The 23,616-nt window shown below is 37.3% G+C and carries 29 protein-coding genes, 1 tRNA gene and 1 pseudogene; 27 read left to right on the plus strand and 4 right to left on the minus strand.

Annotation, left to right across the window (positions count from 1 at the left end; genetic code table 11):
- Window positions 1-60 precede the first annotated feature (60 nt).
- Both M1D70_RS12830 and M1D70_RS12835 read left to right on the plus strand, forming a co-directional pair.
- Window positions 61-375, plus strand: coding sequence for a DUF1904 family protein (locus tag M1D70_RS12830; protein ID WP_009589457.1), 315 nt, complete (start codon window positions 61-63; stop codon window positions 373-375).
- A gap of 152 nt (window positions 376-527) precedes the next feature.
- On the plus strand, window positions 528-1,472 hold the full coding sequence (locus M1D70_RS12835) for an aminoglycoside phosphotransferase family protein (protein ID WP_456290023.1): 945 nt from the start codon (window positions 528-530) through the stop codon (window positions 1,470-1,472).
- 92 nt (window positions 1,473-1,564) lie between these two features.
- On the opposite strand, the gene mraY is transcribed toward M1D70_RS12835, so the two are convergent.
- A complete protein-coding gene (gene mraY / locus M1D70_RS12840; RefSeq protein WP_456290421.1) occupies window positions 1,565-2,515 on the minus strand; it encodes a phospho-N-acetylmuramoyl-pentapeptide-transferase in 951 nt (316 codons plus the stop codon).
- Between the two features lie 199 nt (window positions 2,516-2,714).
- Here mraY and M1D70_RS12845 point away from each other — a divergent pair, with 199 nt between their 5' ends.
- From M1D70_RS12845 to M1D70_RS12905, 13 genes are all read left to right on the plus strand, one after another.
- Window positions 2,715-3,350 (plus strand): tyrosine-type recombinase/integrase, encoded by a 636-nt coding sequence (locus M1D70_RS12845; protein ID WP_456290024.1) that lies wholly within the window; start codon window positions 2,715-2,717, stop codon window positions 3,348-3,350.
- A 184-nt stretch (window positions 3,351-3,534) separates the two neighbouring features.
- Window positions 3,535-4,071 (plus strand): AAA family ATPase, encoded by a 537-nt coding sequence (locus M1D70_RS12850; protein WP_433939435.1) that lies wholly within the window; start codon window positions 3,535-3,537, stop codon window positions 4,069-4,071.
- A gap of 272 nt (window positions 4,072-4,343) precedes the next feature.
- Entirely contained in the window at window positions 4,344-4,820 is a 477-nt protein-coding gene (locus tag M1D70_RS12855) for a GNAT family N-acetyltransferase (protein ID WP_456290422.1), read from the plus strand.
- 168 nt (window positions 4,821-4,988) lie between these two features.
- The gene (locus M1D70_RS12860; RefSeq protein WP_456290025.1) at window positions 4,989-5,546 is read left to right on the plus strand and encodes a GNAT family N-acetyltransferase; all 558 of its coding nucleotides are present in this window, start codon (window positions 4,989-4,991) and stop codon (window positions 5,544-5,546) included.
- Window positions 5,547-5,810: 264 nt separating this feature from the next.
- Entirely contained in the window at window positions 5,811-6,488 is a 678-nt protein-coding gene (locus M1D70_RS12865; protein ID WP_456290026.1) for a hypothetical protein, read from the plus strand.
- A gap of 253 nt (window positions 6,489-6,741) precedes the next feature.
- Window positions 6,742-7,095 (plus strand): NUDIX hydrolase, encoded by a 354-nt coding sequence (locus tag M1D70_RS12870; protein ID WP_456290027.1) that lies wholly within the window; start codon window positions 6,742-6,744, stop codon window positions 7,093-7,095.
- A gap of 232 nt (window positions 7,096-7,327) precedes the next feature.
- Window positions 7,328-7,825, plus strand: a complete 498-nt coding sequence (locus tag M1D70_RS12875; protein WP_456290028.1) for a hypothetical protein — start codon at window positions 7,328-7,330, stop codon at window positions 7,823-7,825.
- Between the two features lie 292 nt (window positions 7,826-8,117).
- Window positions 8,118-8,429, plus strand: a complete 312-nt coding sequence (locus M1D70_RS12880; protein ID WP_456290029.1) for a DUF1643 domain-containing protein — start codon at window positions 8,118-8,120, stop codon at window positions 8,427-8,429.
- 353 nt (window positions 8,430-8,782) lie between these two features.
- Window positions 8,783-8,986 (plus strand): hypothetical protein, encoded by a 204-nt coding sequence (locus tag M1D70_RS12885; RefSeq protein ID WP_456290030.1) that lies wholly within the window; start codon window positions 8,783-8,785, stop codon window positions 8,984-8,986.
- Between the two features lie 56 nt (window positions 8,987-9,042).
- The gene (locus M1D70_RS12890) at window positions 9,043-9,234 is read left to right on the plus strand and encodes a hypothetical protein (RefSeq protein ID WP_456290423.1); all 192 of its coding nucleotides are present in this window, start codon (window positions 9,043-9,045) and stop codon (window positions 9,232-9,234) included.
- Between the two features lie 1,229 nt (window positions 9,235-10,463).
- Window positions 10,464-10,558: transfer RNA gene (locus tag M1D70_RS12895), tRNA-OTHER, on the plus strand.
- A gap of 26 nt (window positions 10,559-10,584) precedes the next feature.
- The gene (locus M1D70_RS12900; RefSeq protein WP_456290031.1) at window positions 10,585-11,430 is read left to right on the plus strand and encodes a hypothetical protein; all 846 of its coding nucleotides are present in this window, start codon (window positions 10,585-10,587) and stop codon (window positions 11,428-11,430) included.
- Between the two features lie 274 nt (window positions 11,431-11,704).
- On the plus strand, window positions 11,705-12,343 hold the full coding sequence (locus tag M1D70_RS12905) for a hypothetical protein (protein ID WP_456290032.1): 639 nt from the start codon (window positions 11,705-11,707) through the stop codon (window positions 12,341-12,343).
- 402 nt (window positions 12,344-12,745) lie between these two features.
- Here M1D70_RS12905 and M1D70_RS12910 read toward each other — a convergent pair whose 3' ends face one another.
- Both M1D70_RS12910 and M1D70_RS12915 read right to left on the minus strand, forming a co-directional pair.
- On the minus strand, window positions 12,746-12,829 hold the full coding sequence (locus M1D70_RS12910) for a putative holin-like toxin (RefSeq protein ID WP_220687457.1): 84 nt from the start codon (window positions 12,827-12,829) through the stop codon (window positions 12,746-12,748).
- A 355-nt stretch (window positions 12,830-13,184) separates the two neighbouring features.
- The gene (locus M1D70_RS12915) at window positions 13,185-13,616 is read right to left on the minus strand and encodes a very short patch repair endonuclease (protein WP_456290033.1); all 432 of its coding nucleotides are present in this window, start codon (window positions 13,614-13,616) and stop codon (window positions 13,185-13,187) included.
- A 274-nt stretch (window positions 13,617-13,890) separates the two neighbouring features.
- Here M1D70_RS12915 and M1D70_RS12920 point away from each other — a divergent pair, with 274 nt between their 5' ends.
- The 12 genes and pseudogenes from M1D70_RS12920 (at window position 13,891) to M1D70_RS12975 (ending at window position 22,983) form a co-directional block, all read left to right on the plus strand.
- Window positions 13,891-14,382 carry a hypothetical protein gene (locus M1D70_RS12920; protein ID WP_456290034.1) on the plus strand — a complete coding sequence of 164 codons (492 nt, stop codon included), beginning with the start codon at window positions 13,891-13,893 and terminating at the stop codon, window positions 14,380-14,382.
- Window positions 14,383-14,417: 35 nt separating this feature from the next.
- Window positions 14,418-14,699, plus strand: a complete 282-nt coding sequence (locus M1D70_RS12925; RefSeq protein ID WP_456290035.1) for a hypothetical protein — start codon at window positions 14,418-14,420, stop codon at window positions 14,697-14,699.
- Between the two features lie 183 nt (window positions 14,700-14,882).
- Window positions 14,883-15,698: a hypothetical protein gene (locus M1D70_RS12930; RefSeq protein WP_456290036.1), complete on the plus strand. Its 816-nt coding sequence runs from the start codon at window positions 14,883-14,885 to the stop codon at window positions 15,696-15,698.
- 270 nt (window positions 15,699-15,968) lie between these two features.
- Window positions 15,969-16,082, plus strand: a pseudogene (locus tag M1D70_RS12935) (glyoxalase); the annotation flags it as partial.
- 302 nt (window positions 16,083-16,384) lie between these two features.
- Window positions 16,385-17,539: an HNH endonuclease gene (locus M1D70_RS12940; RefSeq protein WP_456290037.1), complete on the plus strand. Its 1,155-nt coding sequence runs from the start codon at window positions 16,385-16,387 to the stop codon at window positions 17,537-17,539.
- A gap of 243 nt (window positions 17,540-17,782) precedes the next feature.
- Window positions 17,783-18,187, plus strand: coding sequence for a GNAT family N-acetyltransferase (locus M1D70_RS12945; protein WP_456290038.1), 405 nt, complete (start codon window positions 17,783-17,785; stop codon window positions 18,185-18,187).
- A gap of 241 nt (window positions 18,188-18,428) precedes the next feature.
- The gene (locus M1D70_RS12950; protein ID WP_456290039.1) at window positions 18,429-18,980 is read left to right on the plus strand and encodes a hypothetical protein; all 552 of its coding nucleotides are present in this window, start codon (window positions 18,429-18,431) and stop codon (window positions 18,978-18,980) included.
- 241 nt (window positions 18,981-19,221) lie between these two features.
- The gene (locus M1D70_RS12955; RefSeq protein ID WP_456290040.1) at window positions 19,222-19,989 is read left to right on the plus strand and encodes a nucleotidyltransferase domain-containing protein; all 768 of its coding nucleotides are present in this window, start codon (window positions 19,222-19,224) and stop codon (window positions 19,987-19,989) included.
- A 232-nt stretch (window positions 19,990-20,221) separates the two neighbouring features.
- The gene (locus M1D70_RS12960) at window positions 20,222-20,452 is read left to right on the plus strand and encodes a hypothetical protein (protein WP_015734815.1); all 231 of its coding nucleotides are present in this window, start codon (window positions 20,222-20,224) and stop codon (window positions 20,450-20,452) included.
- 272 nt (window positions 20,453-20,724) lie between these two features.
- Entirely contained in the window at window positions 20,725-21,357 is a 633-nt protein-coding gene (locus M1D70_RS12965; RefSeq protein WP_456290041.1) for a hypothetical protein, read from the plus strand.
- Between the two features lie 172 nt (window positions 21,358-21,529).
- Entirely contained in the window at window positions 21,530-22,126 is a 597-nt protein-coding gene (locus M1D70_RS12970; protein WP_456290424.1) for a chloramphenicol phosphotransferase CPT family protein, read from the plus strand.
- 203 nt (window positions 22,127-22,329) lie between these two features.
- The gene (locus M1D70_RS12975) at window positions 22,330-22,983 is read left to right on the plus strand and encodes a lysozyme inhibitor LprI family protein (protein WP_456290042.1); all 654 of its coding nucleotides are present in this window, start codon (window positions 22,330-22,332) and stop codon (window positions 22,981-22,983) included.
- A 218-nt stretch (window positions 22,984-23,201) separates the two neighbouring features.
- On the opposite strand, the gene M1D70_RS12980 is transcribed toward M1D70_RS12975, so the two are convergent.
- Complete coding sequence (locus tag M1D70_RS12980) at window positions 23,202-23,285, minus strand: putative holin-like toxin (protein ID WP_456290425.1); 84 nt, start codon at window positions 23,283-23,285, stop codon at window positions 23,202-23,204.
- Window positions 23,286-23,616 lie beyond the last annotated feature (331 nt).

Here is a 23,616-nt window from a genome sequence, read left to right on the forward strand (position 1 = left end):
GATAAAAGTCACTTGCGGACATCCAGAAGACCAATAAATCGATGAAATGAAGGGATAAGTGTGCCATATTTACGTTTTAAAGGATTTTCAGAAGTTTTCCTCGAAGAAATAACGCCAACCGTGGTTGAAACATTCGCCGGTATTGTTCAAATTCCGAAAGAAATCGTGAAAATCGAACAGCTTCCATATCGGATCATTACAAATACGCCGTTATCCGTCGAAATCCTAATGTTCCAGCGTGCTCAGGAGACCCATGATGCGGTTGCGGCCAGCATTCACGAGATCCTGTCGGAACACGGGTACCGGAATGTACATATATTCTTCGTGATCCTCAATCGGAATCTCTATTATAAAGAAGGCAGGCCTTTAGAATAAATTAAGATATGATGAGTGAAAACAAGGATGCTAGAAAAAGCATCCTTGTTTTTTTACTTAAAATGAATGATGGACTTTATGTCATATCTGCTTACCGTTATGATAAATCCAAGAGATTATGAGGCATGGTAAGTGCATAGATAGGAGGAAACATGGACCGACTACAGGGCATTTTGAAGGAATATTACGGTTTGGGTCATCCAGTTATTGTAACCCAGCAGGGCGGTTGGGCTGCGCTTGCTTACAAAGTGAGTAACGGCGCACAGGACTATTTCCTGAAAGTTTATGAGAAAAGCCGGGCCTCCACGCCCAAATGGACTGCGCTGATTGACGATTATGTTCCGATCCTGCTGTGGCTTGAGGAGCATAGCCGTTTAAAGGGCAGCATTCCGGTGCCGATGCTGACGACAGACCAACGTTATCGATGCGAGGATAACGAAGGCATTTATTTGGTGTATGAATATATCGACGGGGACACGATCGCAGACCGCAAGCTGACGGAGAATCAAGTGAGACAACTGGCAGAGATCATCGCTGAGCTCCATCGTTACGGGGCGGATTTTCCGCTGGTGACAAGTGCCATGACGGAAAGCTTTTCGGTGCCTTTTCTTGGTCAGCTAAGGGAGGCGCTGGATACGAAGAAGCCGGTTGACATCGGGGAAGTCGTGAATCCCCATATCGACAGCTTGAAGGGTTTGATGCTTGAAGTGGAAGCGCTGTCCGAAGAGCTGAAGAAACGCGATCTTCGCCTGGCGCTGTGCCACACCGACGTGCATGCCTGGAATCTGATGTCGGATGGTCAGCAATTGATATTGATTGACTGGGAGGGGCTGAAGCTGGCGCCGGTCGAAGCGGATATGATGTTTTTTGTCGCTGAACCCTATTTCGAATCATTTATGAGGATTTATAAAGAAACGCATAGCGATTACGTGATGAACAGCGAGGCGTTGACGTTTTATCAAGGCAGACGTAAATTGGAGGATATCTGGGAGTTCATCGAGCAGCTGCTATATGATGTCCAGAATGACGAAGAACGTGCGTCCACGCTTCACAGCCTAAAGAAAGAGCTTAAAGAGATCACGATGTCTAAATCCTAATCAGCGTTGGGTTTCAAAATGTAAAAAAGCCTCCTGGCAGAGTTCGGGGCATCTACCAGGGGGCTTTCGCATTGCTTGTCCATTGGAATGGTTCACATGACGTATTTTGCCAGCACCGAACAGAGCAGAGCCATAAACCAGGAGACAAAACCGAATATCATCACGATTTTGTTCTCGCTCCAGCCGTACTTGAGACTGAAGTGGAAATGGATCGGCGCCATCCGGAACAGGCGCAGCTTGGTCCGTTTGTAATACCATACCTGCAGGATAACCGAAAGCTGCTCCGCCAAATAGATCAGGAACAGCAGGGGAATCAGAATTTCGACCTTCTCGATCACCGCAAGGAATGAAAGGGAACCGCCGATAGCGAGGGATCCCGTATCGCCCATAAAAGCCCGGGCCGGATGAATGTTGTAGAGCAGTAAGCCCAGCAGACAGCCGATCATGACCAGCGAGAACATCTGAACCTCCGGTTTATCGGAGATCAGGAAGAAGAAAAAGTAAGTCGGAATGGCCACATTGATCAACAGTCCGTCCAAACCATCGGTAAAGTTGATGGCATTCGCCGAGCCTACGATGAACAGCAGCATGATGATAATGTAGACGCTGATCGGCAGGTGAAGCTGGAACCCGTTAAAAAGCGCGATATCACTTGTCAGTGAGAAGGACTGGAACAGGACATACAATAATGCCCCAGTGAACAAGAACTGAAGCACAAGCTTCGTTCGGCCGGAAATTCCGGACGGGTCCTGCCACGCCGCTTTTTTGAAGTCATCCATAAATCCGATTGAGCTGAACAGAAGAAAGGTGGAGCATAAAAAAACGGTCAGCGGCGTAGGTTGAAACTGCAGCGACATTCCAATGCCAATCAACAAAATAAGGCCCGCCATCAACGGCGTCCCGCGTTTGGCCTGATGATCAGGAGGCAGCTCGGTCCGGATCGGCTGCGTTAGCTTTAAGGTGCGCAAACCCCAGATGAGCAACGGCGTAAACAGCGTCACCAGCAAGAACGATAGTCCGGATACACCCAGAATTCCATTCATCTCATACACATCGCTTTCTATCAAATTCCGTTAGTTCATTGTATTTCGATGGAATGGACAAATATTCCTTCAATTTAGAAGTTAATAAAAAGAGTAACGCATCCTATTCTCGACGGGGAGACTAAGGATCGGGAGCTTACAACGTCGATTGCGGCTACTGGGGTTCTTTTTGCTTTCCAATAATTAGGTTGCTGCTATAATGAGAGGGTGGAAATGTGAGATAAAAGCTTATTGTAGTCAAGTCCATCGATTTCACACTTTTGTACAACAGCAAAATTATGGGATGGGTCACGAGAACATGATTCAGAGTTATTCCTTGTACTTACTTCATAGGAAATGTTCTCATTCCTATGTTAAGCAAGCGCTCAGCGCGATCAAATTCTATGCTCAAAAAGTACTATTGCATGAGGAAACAGTCTCTTATGTTCGCCCTAAGAAAGAAAAGAAGTTGCCGAATGTGTTATCGATGAACGAAGTGATGTTGATCTTAAAAGCACTCCATAATGTAAAACATCGTGCGATCCTATACCTTACCTATTCCTCAGGATTACGGGTAGGTGAAGTGGTCCGGTTGAAAACTCAAGACATTGACTTCGAGCGAAAAACACTTCGAGTTTCTCAAGGAAAAAGGTCGAAAGGATCGTCTTACGCTATTATCCGACACAGCTATGGATATGGTTCAACCGTATTTACAACAAGAAAAGCCCGAGAAATGGATGTTCCCAGGTCAACACCCAGATCGCCATATAACGGAACGAACGGTTCAAAGAGTGTTCGAAGAATCAAAAGTCCGTTAGATCAATTGGAAGAGGAGATTCCGGGAGAGAAATCATAAACATGGTTGGTGAAGAAGTGTTCATGAACTTTGTAAACACCTCAAGAGATGATATTTTTCCGAAGTTCGTGAAAAGACGTTATAGGAAATCAACGCAAAAAAGAAAAATACAAAATTCTATTAAGAGATATAATGAGGACTCCAGAGAATATTAACCTGATTTGAGGATGAAAGGAGAATTTTGGTGATTAACAATCTTGAAATATATGATTTTCTTTATCAAGCAGATGTTTCCGCTCCATTAGCAGTAATGATGTGTGGAGTGGCTGGATCGGGAAAAACAACATTTGCTCAACGATTAGAGCAGAGGGGCTTTGTACGTCTCTCCATTGATGAAGAAATTTGGGCTACAAATGGTCGTTACGGAATTGATTATCCAGTTGAAATCTATGAGCAACTAAAAGTTGAAGCCGAATTAAAGCTGCGTAATGAATTAGTAAATCTTTTGAATGAAAAGCGCAATGTGGTTATTGATTTCAGTTTTTGGCAGCGGAAGAGACGGAATGAATATAAAAAGCTAATTGAAGATGGAGGAGGAGAGTGGAAACTGATTTATTTGAAAGTTCATCCTAATGATTTACGGGAACGACTTCGCATTCGGAGCCAGCGATTCGACGCTAATGCTGCGTTTACAATAACAGAAGAAATATTATCTTCATTCCTCAAGGGTTTTGAAGTGCCTTCTGGAGAAGGGGAAATTATCATAGTAGCTAAAGAATAATTAAAGTGAACTAATGGTGTAGGAGTTTCAATGAAGGCGCGGACATCCAATAACATTATATTCACGCATTGGAGCCTGGCGGCTCCTTGGTCCGCAAGAAGAGATTGGCATGGGAGAGGAATCAGCGGACACATCCGCACCGTTAAGGCTGCTGGCGCAGCCTTAAGTCGGTGAGACGTCGTGAATATGGGAACGTTACATGAAATCAATGCTGTTTATTTTGGAGGATCATTCAATTATCAGAACAAGATTTTACAACGATCATAGAATGGATAAATCAAAAAGATGAAGATTTCATCGTACAATGGGCAGGTTTAACTTATTCCTATCCATTAACCATAGAACAATTGAAAGCACATTACAGTAAAGGAATAAATACGATTGAATCGGATGTTTTTATATATAGGATCAAAGAGGCAGAGCAATTTGTTGGCACAATACAACTTTGCAGGTTTAATAAAGATCTTGAAGAAGCTGTAATTGGAAGATTTTTAATTGGTGAAACGCAAAATCGAGGAAGAGGAATTGGAAGCAAGGCATTAAAGGAAATTGTAAAGATTGGATTTGAACAATTCAGATTAAAGGCAATAAATTTAAACGTATTTGATTTTAATATATCGGCAATTAGATGTTACGAGAATATTGGTTTTGAGAAGATGAATCGTAAGGAGAATGTATATCAAGATAAAGCAGGACGCACATGGAATAATATCGAAATGAAATTAATTAAAGATAATTTTGTGGGCTAATTCGAGAGGGCACTGACATCATGTAACATAATATTCACGCATCGGAGCCTGGTGGCTCCTCGGTCAGTTAGATGTGATCGGCAGAGGAGTAGATTCAGCGGACACATCCGCACCGACTAACCGCATCGCGGCCGCAGACCCTGGGGGGCCTTAAGTCGGTGGGACGTCGTGAATACGGGAACGTTAGACGAAACCGCCAGAAGCAAAACAAAAAGGATTATTAGGGGAGACCTTATGGGAATCAAACTCAACCCAGTTACTTATAAAGAGAAGAATACATTATCTAATTTGTATCAATTTTATGAGTATGATTTTAGTCTATATACTAATCGAGAAATTAATAAAAATGGAAGATTTGAAGTAAACATTGATTATTTTTGGGAAGGCGACAACCGATGGAATCCCTATTTCATTGAGATGTCAGGAACAATAGTAGGATTCTTAGTTGTATTGTTTGAGAATTTAGATATCGATCCAGATCCGACACACGTAATCTACGATTTCATGATTTTACAAAAGTACAGAAGGAATGGAATTGGCTATTCGGCTGCTAGAAAGGCATTTGAATTATTCAATGCCAATTGGAAAATTGCACAAATGGAAAACAATACACCAGCAATATCTTTTTGGAGAAAAGTAATAAGTGAATTTACAAATAATAATTATACAGAGAGATTTTGGGCAGAACGAAAGAAATATATTCAAGAGTTCAGTACAAAGAATTAGAAGAGTAGATAGTATCAACAGGGCGGCATCGCGTAACACCATATTCACGCTTCGGGCCATTCGGCCCTCGGTCCGGCAGAAGTCCGATGTTGATTCAGAGATGCAATTGGCAGCTACAGGGTAGCTTATTCAGCCGGACACATCCGCATCGACTAACTGCGCAAGCGCAGCTGGCGACTTCGTCGCCTTAAGTCGGTTGGACGTCGTGAATACAGCAACGTTATAGGAAATGATCAGAAAATTAAAAGTTCTTGAGGAGAGTATATGAACAACTCGTTTGAAATTCATACCGAAAATTTAAACAGAAATTTAGAATCAGTTGAGAGATATATGGGAAGATTCAAAGAAAGCATTAAGGGAGACTTAGATGAAGCCTTTGATTCCACTTTTGAAAGCATTAATAATGTATTACCTTTTAAGGATTTGATTTCAAAAGCGTTAAACAAGATTAATCCTCAAGAGCAAAGTAATTACGGTTATTCAGATCAGAAAGAAATTGAGATAACTATAGAAATGAACTCCAACCCTTTATTTGTTACAGATCTACAAAATGAGCTGAGTAAAGCTAATGAATTAATTAAGTTATCCAGCGAAAATGCTTATGCTGAGACAAGAATACATATATACTCGTTGTTCACTTATATCATTGTGATTTTTGAAGATTACCTAAAAAAGGTTTTAAATAAAGAGGAAACCCTCAATGATTTACTGGCAATTGTAAATGATACTTTCAAGTCTAACAATATAAACGCGAACAATTGGTACAGAAACATTAAACGCTTTCAAAGAATCAGGAATCTAATAGTTCATAAAAATGGTGAAAGGAATCCAGGACAATATTTATTATTGACTGTTAATGACGATTTGATCCCATTAATAAGGACCATTAATGAATTTGTAGAAAAATATCGTGCTCTGTTGAAGAGAGTAAATAACAACTAGTAATTTCAGGGAGAGGATCACTTCCTATAACATAATATTCAAGCTGCGACTCCGTTGGGGCCTTGGTCTGCTGGATGAATTACTCAGAGGCATTTCAGCAGACACATCCGACTTCGTCGGACGTCATGAATACAGGAACGTTATGGGAAATTCGGAAACAACGATAAAAATACTATAAAACCATATAAAATTAAGCTAAATTCAAATCATTAAGAAAGAAAATTCACATAACTGGATTGGAGCTGTTTTTCGAATGATATCCCAAGCTTTAATAACTAGAAATAATGAAGTGCTTATGGTAAGACAATATGTTCAACGTGGGGATATTGTTTGGAACTATCCAGGTGGTGGAATAGAGGAAGGGGAAACACCTGAAGAGGCTTGTATAAGAGAAGTAAAAGAAGAAACCGGATTTGAAGTAGAGATCATAAAACTACTAAACTACAATAATGACAAATACACATTTAAAGCCGAGATTATTGGAGGAGCACTAGGATTAGATAAATCAAATAAAGATAATGACGATATTATAGAGATAGCTTGGATTAAGATAGAAGATGAAGAAAAATTTGATACATATACAAGACCTATAATAGACCAATTGTAAGTAAATTCGAAGAAGTTCCGTACATCACATAACACCATATTCACGCTGCGGGCCTTACGGCCCTTGGTCTGCCCGAGGCATTTCGAGGAAGTGGAATCAGGCAGACAACCCTGCACTGGCTAAGTACGTCGGACCCGGCGCTAACGCGCCTTAACCAGTGAGAATTCGTGAATACAAGAACGTTATCGTTATCCGAAAGACTTTTGAATAAATATAAGTATGGGAGAAGTCGATGAAGTTTACTAAATTAATCGAAGATTTAGAAATAATTATTGAATATAAAATCAGAGATGCTATAGGGAAAACAATTAGTGAATTAAAAAGAAGGAATATGCTGACAGCAGCATTTGCAAGCGATGATATTATTACTTCTGGATTCATAGAACTAAACAATCAGATTATTAGTAATATTGAGGAATTTAGTAAGTTAAAACTGCTTAAAAAGGCAGAAATCATAGTACTAAAAAATCAAATAAATATAATAATTGAAAATCAAAGTATATTGTTATTCGATGAAGCGACGAAACTTACAAGCTATGAACCAACTTCCTTGAAATTAGAACATTTTAAAAAAGAATCAAAGAGGATTATGAATCTCCAGATTGAACGTTTACTAAGAGAGAAAAAGCAAAAAACAATTAGTTTTTGGTGGGATCTTTCGAAAATAGCACTTACAGCTATCGTTGCTGGATTTATTGGAGGATATATAAAAGACATTTTTTTTAAGTAAATTCAATGATGAAAGTCCTTCGTATAACATTGTATCTACGCTTCGTTGCTTTCGCTCCTTGGTCAGCCCGAGGGATTTCGGAGAAGCGGATTCAGGCAGACAACCCTGCAAGGCTAAGTGGCGGAGCCACCCAGTCGCTGCGCTCATTTAAGCCTTTCGGGTTCGTAGATACAGAAACGTTATACGACAGAACTTAAATCATATTTTCAAAAACTCAAAGGAAGGTGAATTCAATGAAGCAAGGCGCTGTGTTTGATCCAGAAAGAAATTATAGATACTTATTGACTAGAGAATGGGATATCACAATATCACACTACCCAAGCTATTATACATAATGTTAAACCCAGCAAGTGAAATCTCAGAAGATCAGACTTCAAGACAATGTCTATATTTTGCAAACAAATTTCAATATGGATCACTTGAAGTAGTCAATCTCTATAGTTTGATTTCAACTGATCCAAAAAGGCTAAAAGAATCATTAATAGAGCCTGTAGGGCTTGAAACTGACAAATATATTATAGAAGCAGCACTAAGAGCCGATAGAGTGGTCATAGCATGGGGCGAAAAACACTTTTTTAACAAAAGAGACAAACAAGTAATGTAATTATTGAGGTGTGAAGGAATTGATCTATTTTGCTTAAAGAAGGCTAAGTCTGGCCATCCTAGACACCCTTCAAGACTTGGACACGACATAAATGAATTGATTCATTATGGATGATTATTCAGGTAGCACGTTCCGTCGTATAACATAATATTCACGCATCGGGCATATGCCCTCGGTCCGGCAGAGGAATTTCGGGGAGGCAGTAGCAGCCGGACACATCCGACTACGTCGGACGTCGTGAACACGGAAACGTTATAGGAAATTCGGGCAAAACATATATAAACAAACTGAGCCAGGCAACTGGTGATCTTTGTAATGCTAGAATAGAGACATCGAATAAAAGGATTGATCTGATGAAATTAATTAGAAGAATTACTGATAGTGATATTTTCGGTGGAACTCATGAATTGATTGAGTCGGTATCACGATATGCTTCAAGAGCTGTCCTAATTGATGAAGAGATGAATGCAGCTATGATGTATATGTCAGAAATTAATCTATACAGATTGCCAGGTGGAGGAATCGAAGAAAAAGAAACAATAGATCAATCATTTTAAGAGAGATTAGAGAAGAGACTGGATATGAAGCTAAAGTATTCCATGAACTGGGATATATTGAAGAACATAAGAAGAAAAATGATTTTATGCAATTATCCTATTGTTGGATAGCATATGCAAGGAGAAGAGTCAGCGCTGTAAAACTTAGCGAAAGCGAAAAGCAACTTGGAATGGTGGTTAATTGGATGACTTTAGATAGGGCAATGGAATTGATGAATGAGTCATTGATAAACTGTAATGATTATTAAACAAAGTTCATGATTCTGCGTGATAAGACTATCCTAAATATTGCGTATGAAATATTAAAAAGGAACGAAAGTGAACATTTTAAGTGACTCGAGGAAGGCCCGAACATCCTATAACATCATTTCCACGCTTCGGAGCCGTACGGCTCCTTCGGTCCGCCTGACGGGAATTGGCAGGTGAGCAGATTTCAGGCGGACACATCCGCACCTACTAACCGCATCGCGGCCGGCTTCTAGCAGAGCCTTAAGTCGGTGGGACGTCGTGGATACGGTAACGTTATAGGAAATCAATGCAAATATAGGAGTTCAATTTATGAATCAGATTGTTAAACAAGCTGTTTCTTTTTTCCACAAATCAGATTTTAATTGGTCAATTTGTGGTGGTAATGCAATTGACTTATTTCTTTAAAGAGATACAAGAGCACATTATGATTTAGATATTTCTGTATTCTGGGAAGATAAGAAGGAGATAATTGATTTTATGCTTCATAAAGGGTATTTGAAGTCTGTGGTGGCGGACAAGTTCTAGAAGTGTTTAATGATTACTCACCGAATACTAGAAATCTCTTCTGTTTTAATAGTGATGAGAACCGCGTAACTTTGATACCTTTTGATTGTAACAAGTATAAATTTTATCTTGAAGAATCTGAACAATAATTATTTACATATGTCGAGTTTCTATTTAATCAAAGAGATGATAAATATTTATATTACTCACAAAATGATAAGATTAAGAGAGAATTAAACAAATCAATATAAGACTACAATGGGGTACAGACACTGTCCCCTGAATTGGTTCTTTTATATAAATCGACTTATTTAGAAAATGCTGATGGAAGTAAACACGATCGCGATTTTAAAGCCTGTTTACCATTTTTAAACCAAGATCAGAAAGATTGGTTAAGAGATTCACTTGAAGTATTGAGTATGAATAAAGACTATGAATGGAAACAAAGATTTAAATAATTCAAATTGTTGGCATTTTCGATGAAGGCATTAACTTTTTATAACATAAGATTCATGCGCGGGCGTTAGCCCTTGGTCCGGTAGAAGATAAATCGGGGAGGTGGAATCAGCCGGACAACCCTGCAAGGCTAAGTGGCGAAGCCACCCGGCGCATTCGCGCCTTAAGCATCTCGGATTTATGGATCCAAAACGTTATGAGAAATTCGGAAAAAGACATAATGATAGACATTAAAATAATATTATATTATTCTAATAATAGTTAACCTGCATCTGTGGTCTATACTGGTAAGACACCCACCTTTATTGTGCTGTTTTAGTACCCTCAAAGTGGGAGATACACGTTCGATTCGTGTCGGATGCATACTATTTTTATGGAGCGATCTTAATTTGAGTCAAAAAAAAAGTAAGGCATTCTCAAAATTCAAAGAGTTGATTGGACAAAATAATCATTATTTAATAACTATATTGATTGGACTTGATGGTGTAAAAAACAAGTCAGTTACTAAAAATGAAGATTTTCATACAACTTGGGATCCCAAGGATTTAGACTCCACAGTCATTAGAAGTAGACATTTTGCTATTAAAGCCACAATGACGTGGATTGTAGATTGTATAGATACGTATTTTGCTTTATGCAATCGGAAGCCTAATTTATTGCAAGATGAAACATTTATTTCGCAATATTCCAGTGCAGATAAGAGTGTCTATAAAAAGCTTTATGTTTTCGTGAATACTTTACACTTAACCGACCCAGAGGTTTATCTATTAGATTTAGTCATTACCTGGAGAAATAGACTTGTACATTTTTTGGCAAGAACACCTATAAGCGATGACTTAAAAAATAATTTGATACAAAATAGTCAGTATTTTATTGATAATTATCAAGGATTAGATATTACTCGAACTTTAGAGAATTTTAATATTAATGAAGTACCGAAATTTAAAGAGATCACTGCTTTCATTAGAGCTGCAATTAAGCTTGTTGAGAAGATAGATCAACAATTATTAAGAAAGTTAGATAAAGAAACATTTTATAAAGATGTTCTATCTGCATATCTCAGTGATAATTTCTATCAAAAGCTAGATAATATCTGGTCTAAAGATCAAGGCTCTAGAGAAAGAACACTAATAAATATTTTTAAACAAAATGGTATTGTTTTTGATGCCAATAATTCAGAAATAATTAAATATTCTAATATGACGTATAATGATGCGAAAAAATTCTTTTCATAACAAAACCAAGAGAAATCTTGGTTTTGTTTATTTATAGTTGAAATTATATTTTTCTAGATTACTCGAAGCTGTCCTGAACATCACATAACATCATATTCACGCTGCGAGGCTATCGCCCCTTGGTTGTCAGATGTATAATCATGGAAGAAGCTCAGACAACAAACGACCCAGCTTAAGATAAGAGCTATCTAAGGCTGGGTCGTTTCGTGAATACGGAGACATTATAGGGAATCGGCGCTAAATCATAATATAAACACAGAGATGAGGAATATCAATGAAGACAAGACTGATAGTAATTGACGGAATGCCTGGGTCAGGCAAGTCAACGACCGGAAGCTTTATAAGTGAAAGACTAAATGAGTTAAATATCTCGAATAGGTTTTATCACGAGCTAGATGATAACCATCCATTACGAATATACGACAAGCAATTTACTTCTTTTAATATTTTCGAAGAAGCAGAATGGTTTACAGCAAAAGTTGAGCAGCTTTTTAATGATTTTGTTAATGAAAGATTAGATAGAGATGAAATCACGATTATTGAGAGTTATGTATTTCAGGATACTATTGGTTTTGCCTTCAATATGCAAATGGATAAACAAAGAATACTGGATCTGACAAAGAAAATACAAGCTATTTTAAGCCGACTAGATCCTGTCCTCATCTTTTATTATCAAGTTAATGTAGAACAAAATTGGAGATGGATTTGTAATATACGAGGACCAGAATTTACTCAAGATCGATGTGGACTTTACTCAGAGAATGATTTTATTGAGGCAGGGAAGTTTTGGACAAGAAATCAAGATTTTGTCTTTAATATTGTTCAGGAATGGGACATTCCAAAGTTAATAATAAAAAATGTAGATTACAATTGGGAAGAATATAGAAACAGAATAATTGATTTTTTGGAGTAACTCGAAGAAGGTGCTGACATCCTATAACACCATATTCACGCTTTGGGCCATTCGGCCCTCGGTCCGGCAGAAGTTAGAAGAAAATTCGGGATGTATTCTCAGTAGCGAGGAAGCGGAAGCAGCCGGACACATCCCCCCACCTAACCGCGTCGCGGCCGCCGTCGGGGCTTAAGGTGGAGGGAGGTCGTGAATACAAGAACGTTAAGTGAAATTACTGCATACAACATTACAGACCTTATATAAATAAAAAAACCTATAAAAGCGTTATAAAATGAGTTATACTGAGGTAAGAATAAGTAAGGAGCCGTGCGCGAACACGACTCCAAAGTACAACAACTGCATAAAGAGCAGTCGGCCACGTAAGATGGGTCGGAAATAGACCGTTATCCTAGCCAGGGCGGTCTATTTCTTTTTCATGTAGGTGAGCAATGCCAAAATGAACATACCGAACATGAACATTAAGGAAAGTGCATCTTTGACCTCCATGGGCATCACCTCCCTTCTGGGAGATTAGCCGACCGCCCTTAAAGCCGTATATTGTACTAGAAAATTATAACATATAAAACATGATGAAATATCATTAAAATACTATAAATAACTAGAATACATAGAAAACAATATTTACATCTAAATTGTATATGAGAATGTAAATACAGAGAAGGCAGTAACATCACTTAACAATGCATCTATGCTGCGGGGCATTCGCCCCTTGGTTGTCAGAAACAATCTCAAAGGCGTAAATTCAGACAACACAGGACCCGGCCTAAGATAAGAGCTATCTAAGGCCGAGTCCTGTCATAGATGTGGTAACGTTATGTGAAATTCGGGAGATTAGAAAAAATCATTCGCTATTATATTGTTCTTTACTTGCCCTAATTAAATTACATACATAATTGATTTTATTTTCAAAGTCGTGATTTATGTCGTGTTCCCAAATTCTTATCAATTGCCAGTTCTTCTCAAGGTAGTATTGACTTACTTCATGATCTCGTTGAATGTTTCGATTTATTTTATTACGCCAGTACTCAGGGTTTTTAGTTGGTTGTTTGTAGTGGAGACTACATCCGTGCCAAAAGCATGAATCAATGAAGATAACCAATTTATGCTTTTTTATAGCTATATCAGGTTTCCCATATAAGTTATTAACATTTTTACGATACCGAAAGCCCTTTCTCCAGAGAGCTTTTGAAATAGTTTGCTCTAATTTTGTGTTTTTTCCCCTGATGGAACTCATGACATGAAAGTTCTCTCTATCAGTTCTTTTTCTAGACATGTTTATCACTCACCCTTCAATTAAGGAACTTGTGTTCCTATTTTAATCTGATAGATAGATTATTAGCAAATATTTAGCATTTCTAAGATGTCCCAAACATCACATAACAAAGTATTCACGCCGCAGGCCTATCGCCCCTTGGTTGGCAGATGTATAATCATTGACGAAGCTCAGTCAACAAACGACCCAGCCTAAGATAAGAGCTATCTAAGGCTGGGTCATTTCGTAAATACAATAAACGTTAGGTGAAATCATCGAAAAAGAGGTGTATGTATTGTCAGAAAATAATATTAATGATCGGATTACGGATTGGTTAAATTCTCAAGGATATCCATTGGAGATGAGTGTAGCAGAAGTTTTACAGAACTTGAATTTTAATGTACGCCAGTCTGAATACTATATTGATGAAGAGTCAGCTCAACACAGGGAAATTGATATAGTTGCAAGTCTTCAAAAAGAAGTAGGAGACAAGCTTATTAGAATAAGTTTAATACTTGAGTGCAAGGTCTCGAAAGATAAACCATGGATAATATTCACCTCGAAGAATACTAGAATAGCTACGCCTGGTAGAGTTGCTCAAAGAGCAGGATCAAAGTTTGGTAATATTATTTTGAGAAACTTAGCACATAAGAAAGAAATTCAAGATCTAAATCTATTCAGTTTGCCGGAACGTCCTGGTTACGGGCTGACACAAGCCTTTACAAGTGGTAACGATGTTGCATATAACTCATTTATATATCAGTTTCGAAAGCAACTAGAGCAATAGTCAAACAGGCTGATCAAATAAGGAATGAGAGATATGTGAACATTAGTTTTCCGATATTAGTAATTGACGGCAGGTTGTTTGAAACCTATTTAAATGACAGTAATGAAATGAGTGTAAATGAAGTTTCTCAAGGTATTCTGCTATGGCGAAATCCTGTTATCGGGATGCCTCATACAGTAATAAACGTTATTACTAAAGATGTATTAGAAGATTATTTTTCGAGCATTAGAACGGATATTTTAAAGATCTTTGATTATATTTCAGAAAACCCATCATTAATCTCAAGAGAACCACAAGTAACTCTAAGAAGTCGATGACAGCACCTAACAACATATTTGCGCTGCGGCCCATTCGGCCCTTGATCTGCCTGAAGTATCTTCAAGGAATGATTCAGGCAGATACATACATTCCCCTAAGATAAGAGCTATCTAAGGGAAATGTACGTCGCGAATACTGAGAACGTGAGGTGAATTCAACTAAAACAAGGAAGAAGGTATAGTTTGTTTAGCACTCGAGAGATAGCAACATTAATTTGGGGAGGAATTATTTTATTATGGTTACTTCCAAAGAAAGATATTAGAGATTCAATTGGCGCTGTAGTTATCGCTTTTTTCAAACTATTTAGTCATCTAATAATTTTGTTTACACTCTCATATGTTGTGATCATCTTTATTTTTATTTATATATTTGGCCTTCTTGAGACAGATCTAATTAAAGACTATATTATCTGGATATGCTTCGCACTTTGTCCATTGATATGGAAAGTTACAACTATCAATAATTTCGATATATTAAATTTAATACGAGAATCCTTTAAATTTAGTATCATTCCGATTTTTCTTATCAATGAGTACACTCTAGCTTTGTGGGCAGAGTTGATTATACTGCCAGCAACTGTTTTGATAACTTTACTTATTGTATTCATAGAAAACGACCCGAGTGTAAAGATACTTAAAAAGCCATTAAATATAATATTAAGTATAATCGGAGGAGTAATTTTCTTCATGGCTTTAAGAGGGTTTATATTAAACATTGATGACATTTCAAAGTATACATTTTGGGAAAAGTTATTTCTCAATATTGTAGGTATTCTTCTACATCTACCACTTTTAGTATGTCTCAAGAGGCTTATTATTTATGACCAAATTATTAATAGAACAGCTATTAAAACAAAGAGAAAAAAGATTATTGCATTTATGATCATTTTTATACACCTATCTCTAAAAATCGAAAAATTAAATTCATTGAGGAAAAAGAATTTGAGGGATATAAGTACTTATTCTCAGTTAGCGAATGTGACAAAAGCAGAAAAGTAGTTTGTAAGTAAATCGTTGAAGAGTTGACTTCACCTAACATTATATCCACGCTTCGGAGCCTAACGTCTCCTCGGTCCACCCGAAGAGATTGACAAGGTGGTGGAATCAGGCGGACACATCCGCACCGACTAACCGTATCGCGGCCGGCTCCTGGCGGAGCCTTAAGTCGGTGGGACGTCGTGGATACAGGAACGTTATCAGAAATTGTTGCAGTTTATAAAAAAGGAGTCTCTTAAATGATTAATATTCAAGATAATCTTTATTGAAAAACTACTAACAGAGAATGGGATTGAAATTCTGAAATCTGTACCTATACCAGGATATGAAAGATTTGAATTCAGGGATCCATTTGGCAACCGAGTAGAGTGTATAAAACCAGTATAAAAACTAATAAAGACTTAATTAAAGACTATATAAAAACTATATAAAAGCTGTATAAAGATATTTTCTGGGGCAACTCAAGATTCCTTCGTCTAACATTATGTTCATGCATCGGGGGGCAAGCCCCCTAGGTCCGCAAGAAGTAAGAAGTGATAACGAAGAGGAATTTCTGCGCAAGGAAGCAGATTCAGCGGACACACCTGCACTGCCTAACCGCGTCGCGGCCGGTTCCTTCGAAACCTTAAGGTAGTGAGGCGTCGTGAACACGGAAACGTTATCAGAAATCGGCAAAATGAGGAGAAAACATGAAAAGAATAGAAACTGCATTAATGCAGAGAAAAATAAGCTCACAACTTGCTAAACAGTTGGTTGGTCGGGGTTATACATTAGGAAAACTAAAACAATTAAGTGAAGATGAATTATTATCTCTAGGGATGACGTCCGAGTCAATATCAATGATACATAACGAGAGTAGGCCACCAATTCCTGAGGGCACCCTTAGGAAACTGTTATATGAATCAAACTATGTATGTTGTATTTGTAAAGATAGAAATGCACCTATAATTATCCACCATATTATTCCGTGGGAGCAATCAAGGTCTCATAATATCGATAATTTAGTTGTTTTATGTTTACTTCACCACGGTGAAGCACACACCAAACATGATCTTAGCATTAACTTAACGGCAGAACGAATAATTGATGCAAAACGAAGATGGCTAGAGGCTGTAAAAGAAAAAAATATAGTGAATGTACAAAAGATAAATAAAACTGAATACTCCTTTTATGACTTTTTTAACGTTAATAGAATATTTGAGCTGGTAGATAGTCTTAATATCGATCCAGATTCATGTAAATATTTCCATAGTGCATTAGAATACGGTTTTATTAATAATTTAGGTTTAATAAGACCGCTTAATAGTTGGTCGGAGAAAAAAATAGATGATAAAACATACTGGATAGATTTCTTTGAAGGTACTTATCTATATCATTACTTGAAGGAACTATTCACAAACATAATTAATAAACAGCACTTTATTTATATAAATGAGATTTGGAATAAATCTGATATCTCCTCAATTATTGCCCCTGGAAGTTTTGTTTTAGTACAAGGATTATTTAGTTTTAAAAGGCAAACTAGAAATAGCACAGGTAATCGACAGATAAAGAGTGTTTACCGTAAGGCAAGGGGGATTAAAATCGAATTTGAAATTGACGCTTTCTACTGCAATAGTGATAGCTCGAGAAGCCACTTATCTGGGAGGAGTGTAAAGACAGTTTATTGTATTGTTAGATCTATAAGTACTATTGAGGAAAATCTTATTATCTCATGTACGGCGCTTGCAATAGGGACCAATTTTGCTAGATTAGATGACCCGGATTATCCATTTCCTACAGTTGCTTATGAGGATGAATTCGAGGAAGAGTTTGAAGATATTAATAATGATGATGCAATTTGAGGGTATTTCAGAGAGGTGCCGACTCCTTATAACAACGTATTCACGCTAGGGTCCTGACGGCCTTTGGTCTGCAGAGGCTATTCGAAGAAACGGAATCAGCAGACAACCCTGCACTGGCTAAGTCCATCGGACCCAGGGCTGGCACCCCTTAAGCAAGTAAGGGTTCGTGAATACAACAACGTTATGTGAAATTCCTGAAAGAACTAAACTCATAGAAATCAGGTGAAATCCATGATTAACCTAATGGACTATAAAGATCGAAAGGAAATATTAAATTTGCTAGCTGAATGTATGTATCCAGATAATAAACGAGTAATTCAAGAATATGAACGATATAAGAATGATAAATCAAGAATATTACTGGGAAGAATTGAAAATCATGAATTAGTCGGACTTATCGGAATTATTTATCAAACAGATTATGAAATTGAACTAAAACATATAGCAATAAAATCTAACAATAGAAGAAAAGGATTAGGAAAGAAATTAATAATGGAATTTATTGAAGAGAATCTTATAAGAAGAATGGAAGCCGAAACCGATAAGAATGCAGTGAACTTTTACAGAAAGATCGGTTTTAACATTACAAGTTTAGGAGAGAAGTATCCTGGAGTAGAACGTTTTAAATGCACATTGAATAAGGATTGATTTTGAAAGTATATTCAGGAAGTCAGGAAATTCACATAACACCATGTTCCCACTGCGGTTCCTACGGAACCTTGGTCTGCCCGAGGAATTTCGAAGAAGAGGATTCTGTCAGACACACCTGCACCACTAACCGCGTCGCGGCTGCCCTTCAGGCTTAAGTCGGTGAGGCGGTGGGAACACACAAACGTTAACTGAAATTGCTGAAAACAACACAAAAAACCTGAAATCATCGGAGGCAATAATGACAGGAAGATTAATAAAAATATTTGAGAAGGCAAATAGAAATTTTCTTCAAAGCGATATTGAATTATTAGATTCAAAAGTATCTGAGCGGACACTTTGTGGCGCTCTAATGATTCATTTACATGAGATGATTAAGAAATCAGAGTTTGCAGAGTACAAAGTTGACGTAGAATATAATCGTAATAGAAACGGAAAGGTTAAAACTCATGTAAAAACAATTCATGGACCTAATGATATTGTTGTAAAGATAAACTGTGACTTAATTGTTCATAGTAGAGGGAATAACATAAATCAAGATAATCTAATTGCAATTGAAATGAAAAAATCAAATAGGAAACAAGAAGAGAAAGATAATGATAGATCACGATTAATTGCTTTGACGAAAGATAGCTATGATGATATTTGGTCTTTTGATGGTAAAACTCTACCAGAACATGTTTGTAGATATGTTTTAGGAGTCTATTATGAAGTCAATTACAAAGAAAGAGTCATACTAATTGAATACTATAAAACGGGATATAAATTTGAAGAACACGAAATCAAGTTTTAAGAGATAGGTTAGAGAATCATGTAAGTGATTCAAAGAAGTCAGCAACCTCAGTTAACAAATATAGTGTTCACGCATCGACGGACAAGCCGCCTCGGTCCCGGAAGAAAAGTCATAGAAGTACATGTCAGGATCCGCACCACCTAACCGCAGTGCGGCACTCACTTCTTTCGCTTAAGGTGGTGGGATGTCGTGAACACAGCAACGTTAGCCGAAAGAAGTTCTTAGTTTAGGAGGAGTCTATATGATATTAGAAAAAGTTATAAATAGAATTGCAATACAAAGTGAATATAAGGATTTTATTGATAAGTATATAAATCATATACTTACCGAATTTAAAGGTAAGATTCATAGCATTTATATGTGTGGCTCGATTCCAAAAGGAACTGCTAAACCTTTTAAGTCAGATGCAGACTTTACTATTGTATGTGTAAATCCCAAAGATATTGATTACGAAAGATTGTCAAATATTAAAGACAGGCTTTTGGAAGAATATCCAATAGTAACTAAGATTGATACGATAATTTGCTCGATTGACGATGTATTAAGTAAACCGAATGAGTGGGGTTTTTGGGTTAAGATCATTTGTGTTTGCATGTATGGTCATGACATTGGTGAAAAAGTACCACCGATCATTATTTCTCCAGAGTTCATTCTAGACTTAAATACAGAGACCAAGGAAGAAGTAGATCGTGTACGTCGTTCACTCTCTACTGCTAGCGATCACTCGATGAAAACTAGATATATTAAAGGGTATTCGAAGAGATTAATTCGTGCATTATACTCTTTGGTTTTAACAGATACAGGTGTATGGCAAGATGACATTATTGAGATGAAGAATGCCATAATAAACTATTGCGAGATTGACTCCGCTTTAGTTGAGAATCTGTATGCTTGTTACTTGGATAGTGATGTACTTGTTGAAGAGTTTCTGGGAATTGCAGATGAAGTATATAGCTATTTTGAGAACGCCTTAAATACAATGGCTGCTTCCAGAACTTCCCTCGGCTAACACCGTATTAACGCTCGGGGCCACTCTGTAGAAGCGAGTGACCCCATCCAGCCCCCTAAGCCCGTCGGGACGTCACTGCAATAGGTGTTCGGCAAGCCTCACAACTATAAGCAGCGACTCTAAGGGGCCAGGACGTCGTGAATACAAGAACGTTAGGCGAAACTCTCAAATCATTAGCAACAATTATGATAATACCTCTAAATATTGAATAAAACAAAAGGAATATAAAAACATGAAAAGGTTCTCTGTTCAGAAGTCAGAATGGTCTGATAAACGTGAAGAAGACTATAAAAAAGAATGTTTTAATATAGTGTATGAATTTGGTCATAAATTGAATGTAGAGGATGACCGAGTATTTTTAATGATGAGTGAAATGAATATTGAAATATTGAAACCATTAAAGTTCGGTTCATTTTGGTATGAAACATGGCTAGAGATCAGAAAGATTTATAAAATAGATTAGTATAATAATGATTGAACGAGAAGAAAATGAAACGAGAATTTAAATCGAAACTTTATAACGACCATGTATTAGGAGAGCAGCGCCTGACATAGCATCTACGCTTCGGGCCATCGGGCCCTCGGTTCGCAAGATGAGGGTAACAGAGAGGTTTATTCAGCCCACAACCCTGTGAGGCTAAGTCCGTCAGACCCGCGCTGACGCTCCTTTAAGCCTCTCGTGTTCGTGGATACAATAACGTTAGGCGAAATCATAATAAAGAAGGAAACCATTATATGAACATTAGGGGAATTATCCTTGAAGGGTTTTCAAACGCGGGTAAAACATCGCTTCTTAAAGCGATAAAACAATATCAAGCGATTGACGAATCAGCCGAGTTGAGCATCGTTATACTTGGTGAACATTATTCTCAGATTCTGAATAATGTTCATGGGGAGTTTGTTCGATTATCAAGAGATCAACATCTTGAACTATTAAGAGATAGAGTTGATATGCTAAAGAATTTAAATGATTGGGCGATTAATTTAGGACCATTTAAAAGAAAATCTAGAGGACTCTTTTTTGCATTAGAGAGGTTCCATTTAAATCATCGAGTCGCATTCTCGGATTCAGAAGATACAGAAATAACTAGTATTGAGAACGATTTAAATAAAATAGGAGCTAAATGTATCTTGTTAACTATATCTAATGATATTGTTGAAGAAAGAATAATGAGCAGAAATCCATATAACTGGATTAACAAATCAAGAGAAGATATTGATGCGGCGTGCAAAGAATTAATCGAAACCCAAAATAGACTCAGAATTCAATCGTCCAAATCAATGGTACCAACAATTGAAATAAACACTGATAATAAAGAATGGGATAAGTATGCAAGATTAATCATGGAAGAAAATGACTTCGCCTAACATAATATTCACGCTTCGGGGCATTCGCCCCTCGGTCCAGCCGGAGTAAGAAGAGGATTCGGGGAGGCAATTGACATTAGCAAGAGAAACGATTTCAACTGGACGCATACGACTAAGTCGTGGGCACGAGAACGTTATCTGAAAGATACGCTTATAAGTGAGGGTGATTCGTTTGAAGCAAGGACAGATTGTGTTCTTGAACGGAACTTCAAGTGCAGGAAAGACTAGTATTTCTATGGAACTGATCAATCAGAAAGAGATTCTTTTTCATCATTTATCCATAGATGATTTTTTTCATAATTTCAATGATCTTATTAATAACAAATTTCCAGATTTAAAACCAGTAAAAGAATTGGATGATGCAGTTATCGGACAAATAATGTTTGATCCTATAATCTCCATGTACTACGCCACAATTAAACTGTTTTTAGAATATGGTCTGAATGTAATCGTCGATACCGTAATCGAAAATGACAAGTGGTTTAATGATTATCTTGATGTACTTTTTGATTATCCTACATTATTCGTAGGTGTAATATGCTCGAAAGAAGAACTCACAAGAAGAGAGCAAATCAGAGGAGATCGAATGATTGGACTAGCAAATTCCCAGTTCGACAAAGTATATTGCTTTAATGAATATGACCTTGAAGTAAATACTGAAGAGTTGAATCCAACAGAATGTGCGGAAAAGATATTAAATTTTATTAAGTCCGATCAGAATTACTCGGCATTTAAGAAATTAAGTAAAAGAAATGTTAGTAGTTCATAAAAGGCATACCCATCAGATAACACCATATTCAAGCTGTGGGGCTATCGTCCCTGGGTTGTCAGATGAATAATCATGGAAAAAGCTCAGTCAACAAACGACCCAGCCTAAGATAAGAGCTATCTAAGGCGGGGTCGTTTCGTGAATACAGAAACGTTATGCGCATTTACCGTAAATATTAAAGATAATAGTTAAGGAGATCATTTATGAAAGGTAAGATACTCTTATTATTTTTTATTACGATAGTGTTTTCATCTTGTCAAAATATTAGTCAATCGACTACCTTGAACAGCGAAACAACATCAATAGTGAAATCTGAACTGCCACCTGATGTAGCGAGTACAGGTAATGGAACAGAAACGAAAGAAATAACTGAAGGTCGGGCAGATCCTTCTAACAATGAAATGTTAACCATGAGCATTGGGAACCTTGATTTGAAAGGAGAATTTTATGATGAAATGCTTCGAAATCCTATAGATCATGATTATGAGGTGGAATTTAATGAATTTCAAAATTCCAAAGAGATTATTACAACATTAGAATGGGGGGCGTTTGAAAGCCAATATACAGAGATTTGGGATAATGAGTTAAATCATATATATAAAAAGCTTCTTTCTAAGTTGGATAGAGAACCAAGAGAAGCACTAATCGAATCGCAGAAAGAATGGTTACAGTATCACTTAAGGGAAACAAAATTTGTAGAGAAGTCATTTATTAATAATGGTTACCTTGGATCACAAGGATCGGTAAGCCTAGGCAGGGTTATAAAGGAGAGAATTAGGGAAAGAACAATGCAATTATTTGAATATCAATATTTGCTAGATGGTGAAGTTGAGTTTTTATACCAAAGCAAAAAATAGAGTTGGAATCTTGATCGAAGGTTTTTAGCATTACAGACCTTATATAAATAAAAAATAATCAACAAAACATATAAAAGCGTTATAAAATGAGTTATACTGAGGTAAGAATAAGTAAGGAGCCGTGCTGGAACACGACTCCAAAGCACAATAACTGCATAAAGAGCAGTCGGCCACAGGAGTTAGGTCGAGAAATAGACCGTTACCTTAGCGAGGGCGGTCTATTTCTTTTTCATGTAGGTGAGCAATGTCAGAATGAACATGCCGAACATGAACATTAAGGTAAGTGCATCTTTGACCTCCATGGGCATCACCTCCCTTCTGGGAGATTAGCCGACCGCCCTTAAAGCCGTATATTGTACTAGAAAATTAGAACATATAAGACATGATGAAATACCATTAAAATACTATAAATAACTAGAATACATAAGAAACAATATATATCTGTTAAACATTTATAAGAATGTAATTTAAGATAAGGCAGTAACATCACTTAACCAAGCTTCGCCCCTTGGTTTTTTCATAAGCAAGCACGCTCATAGGCGTAAATTCAGACAACACACGACCCAGGATAGAGCTATCTAAGGCTGGGTCGCGTCATAGATGTGGGAACGTTATGAGAAATCAGACTAAATA

This window comes from Paenibacillus sp. AK002 (genome assembly GCF_053903045.1).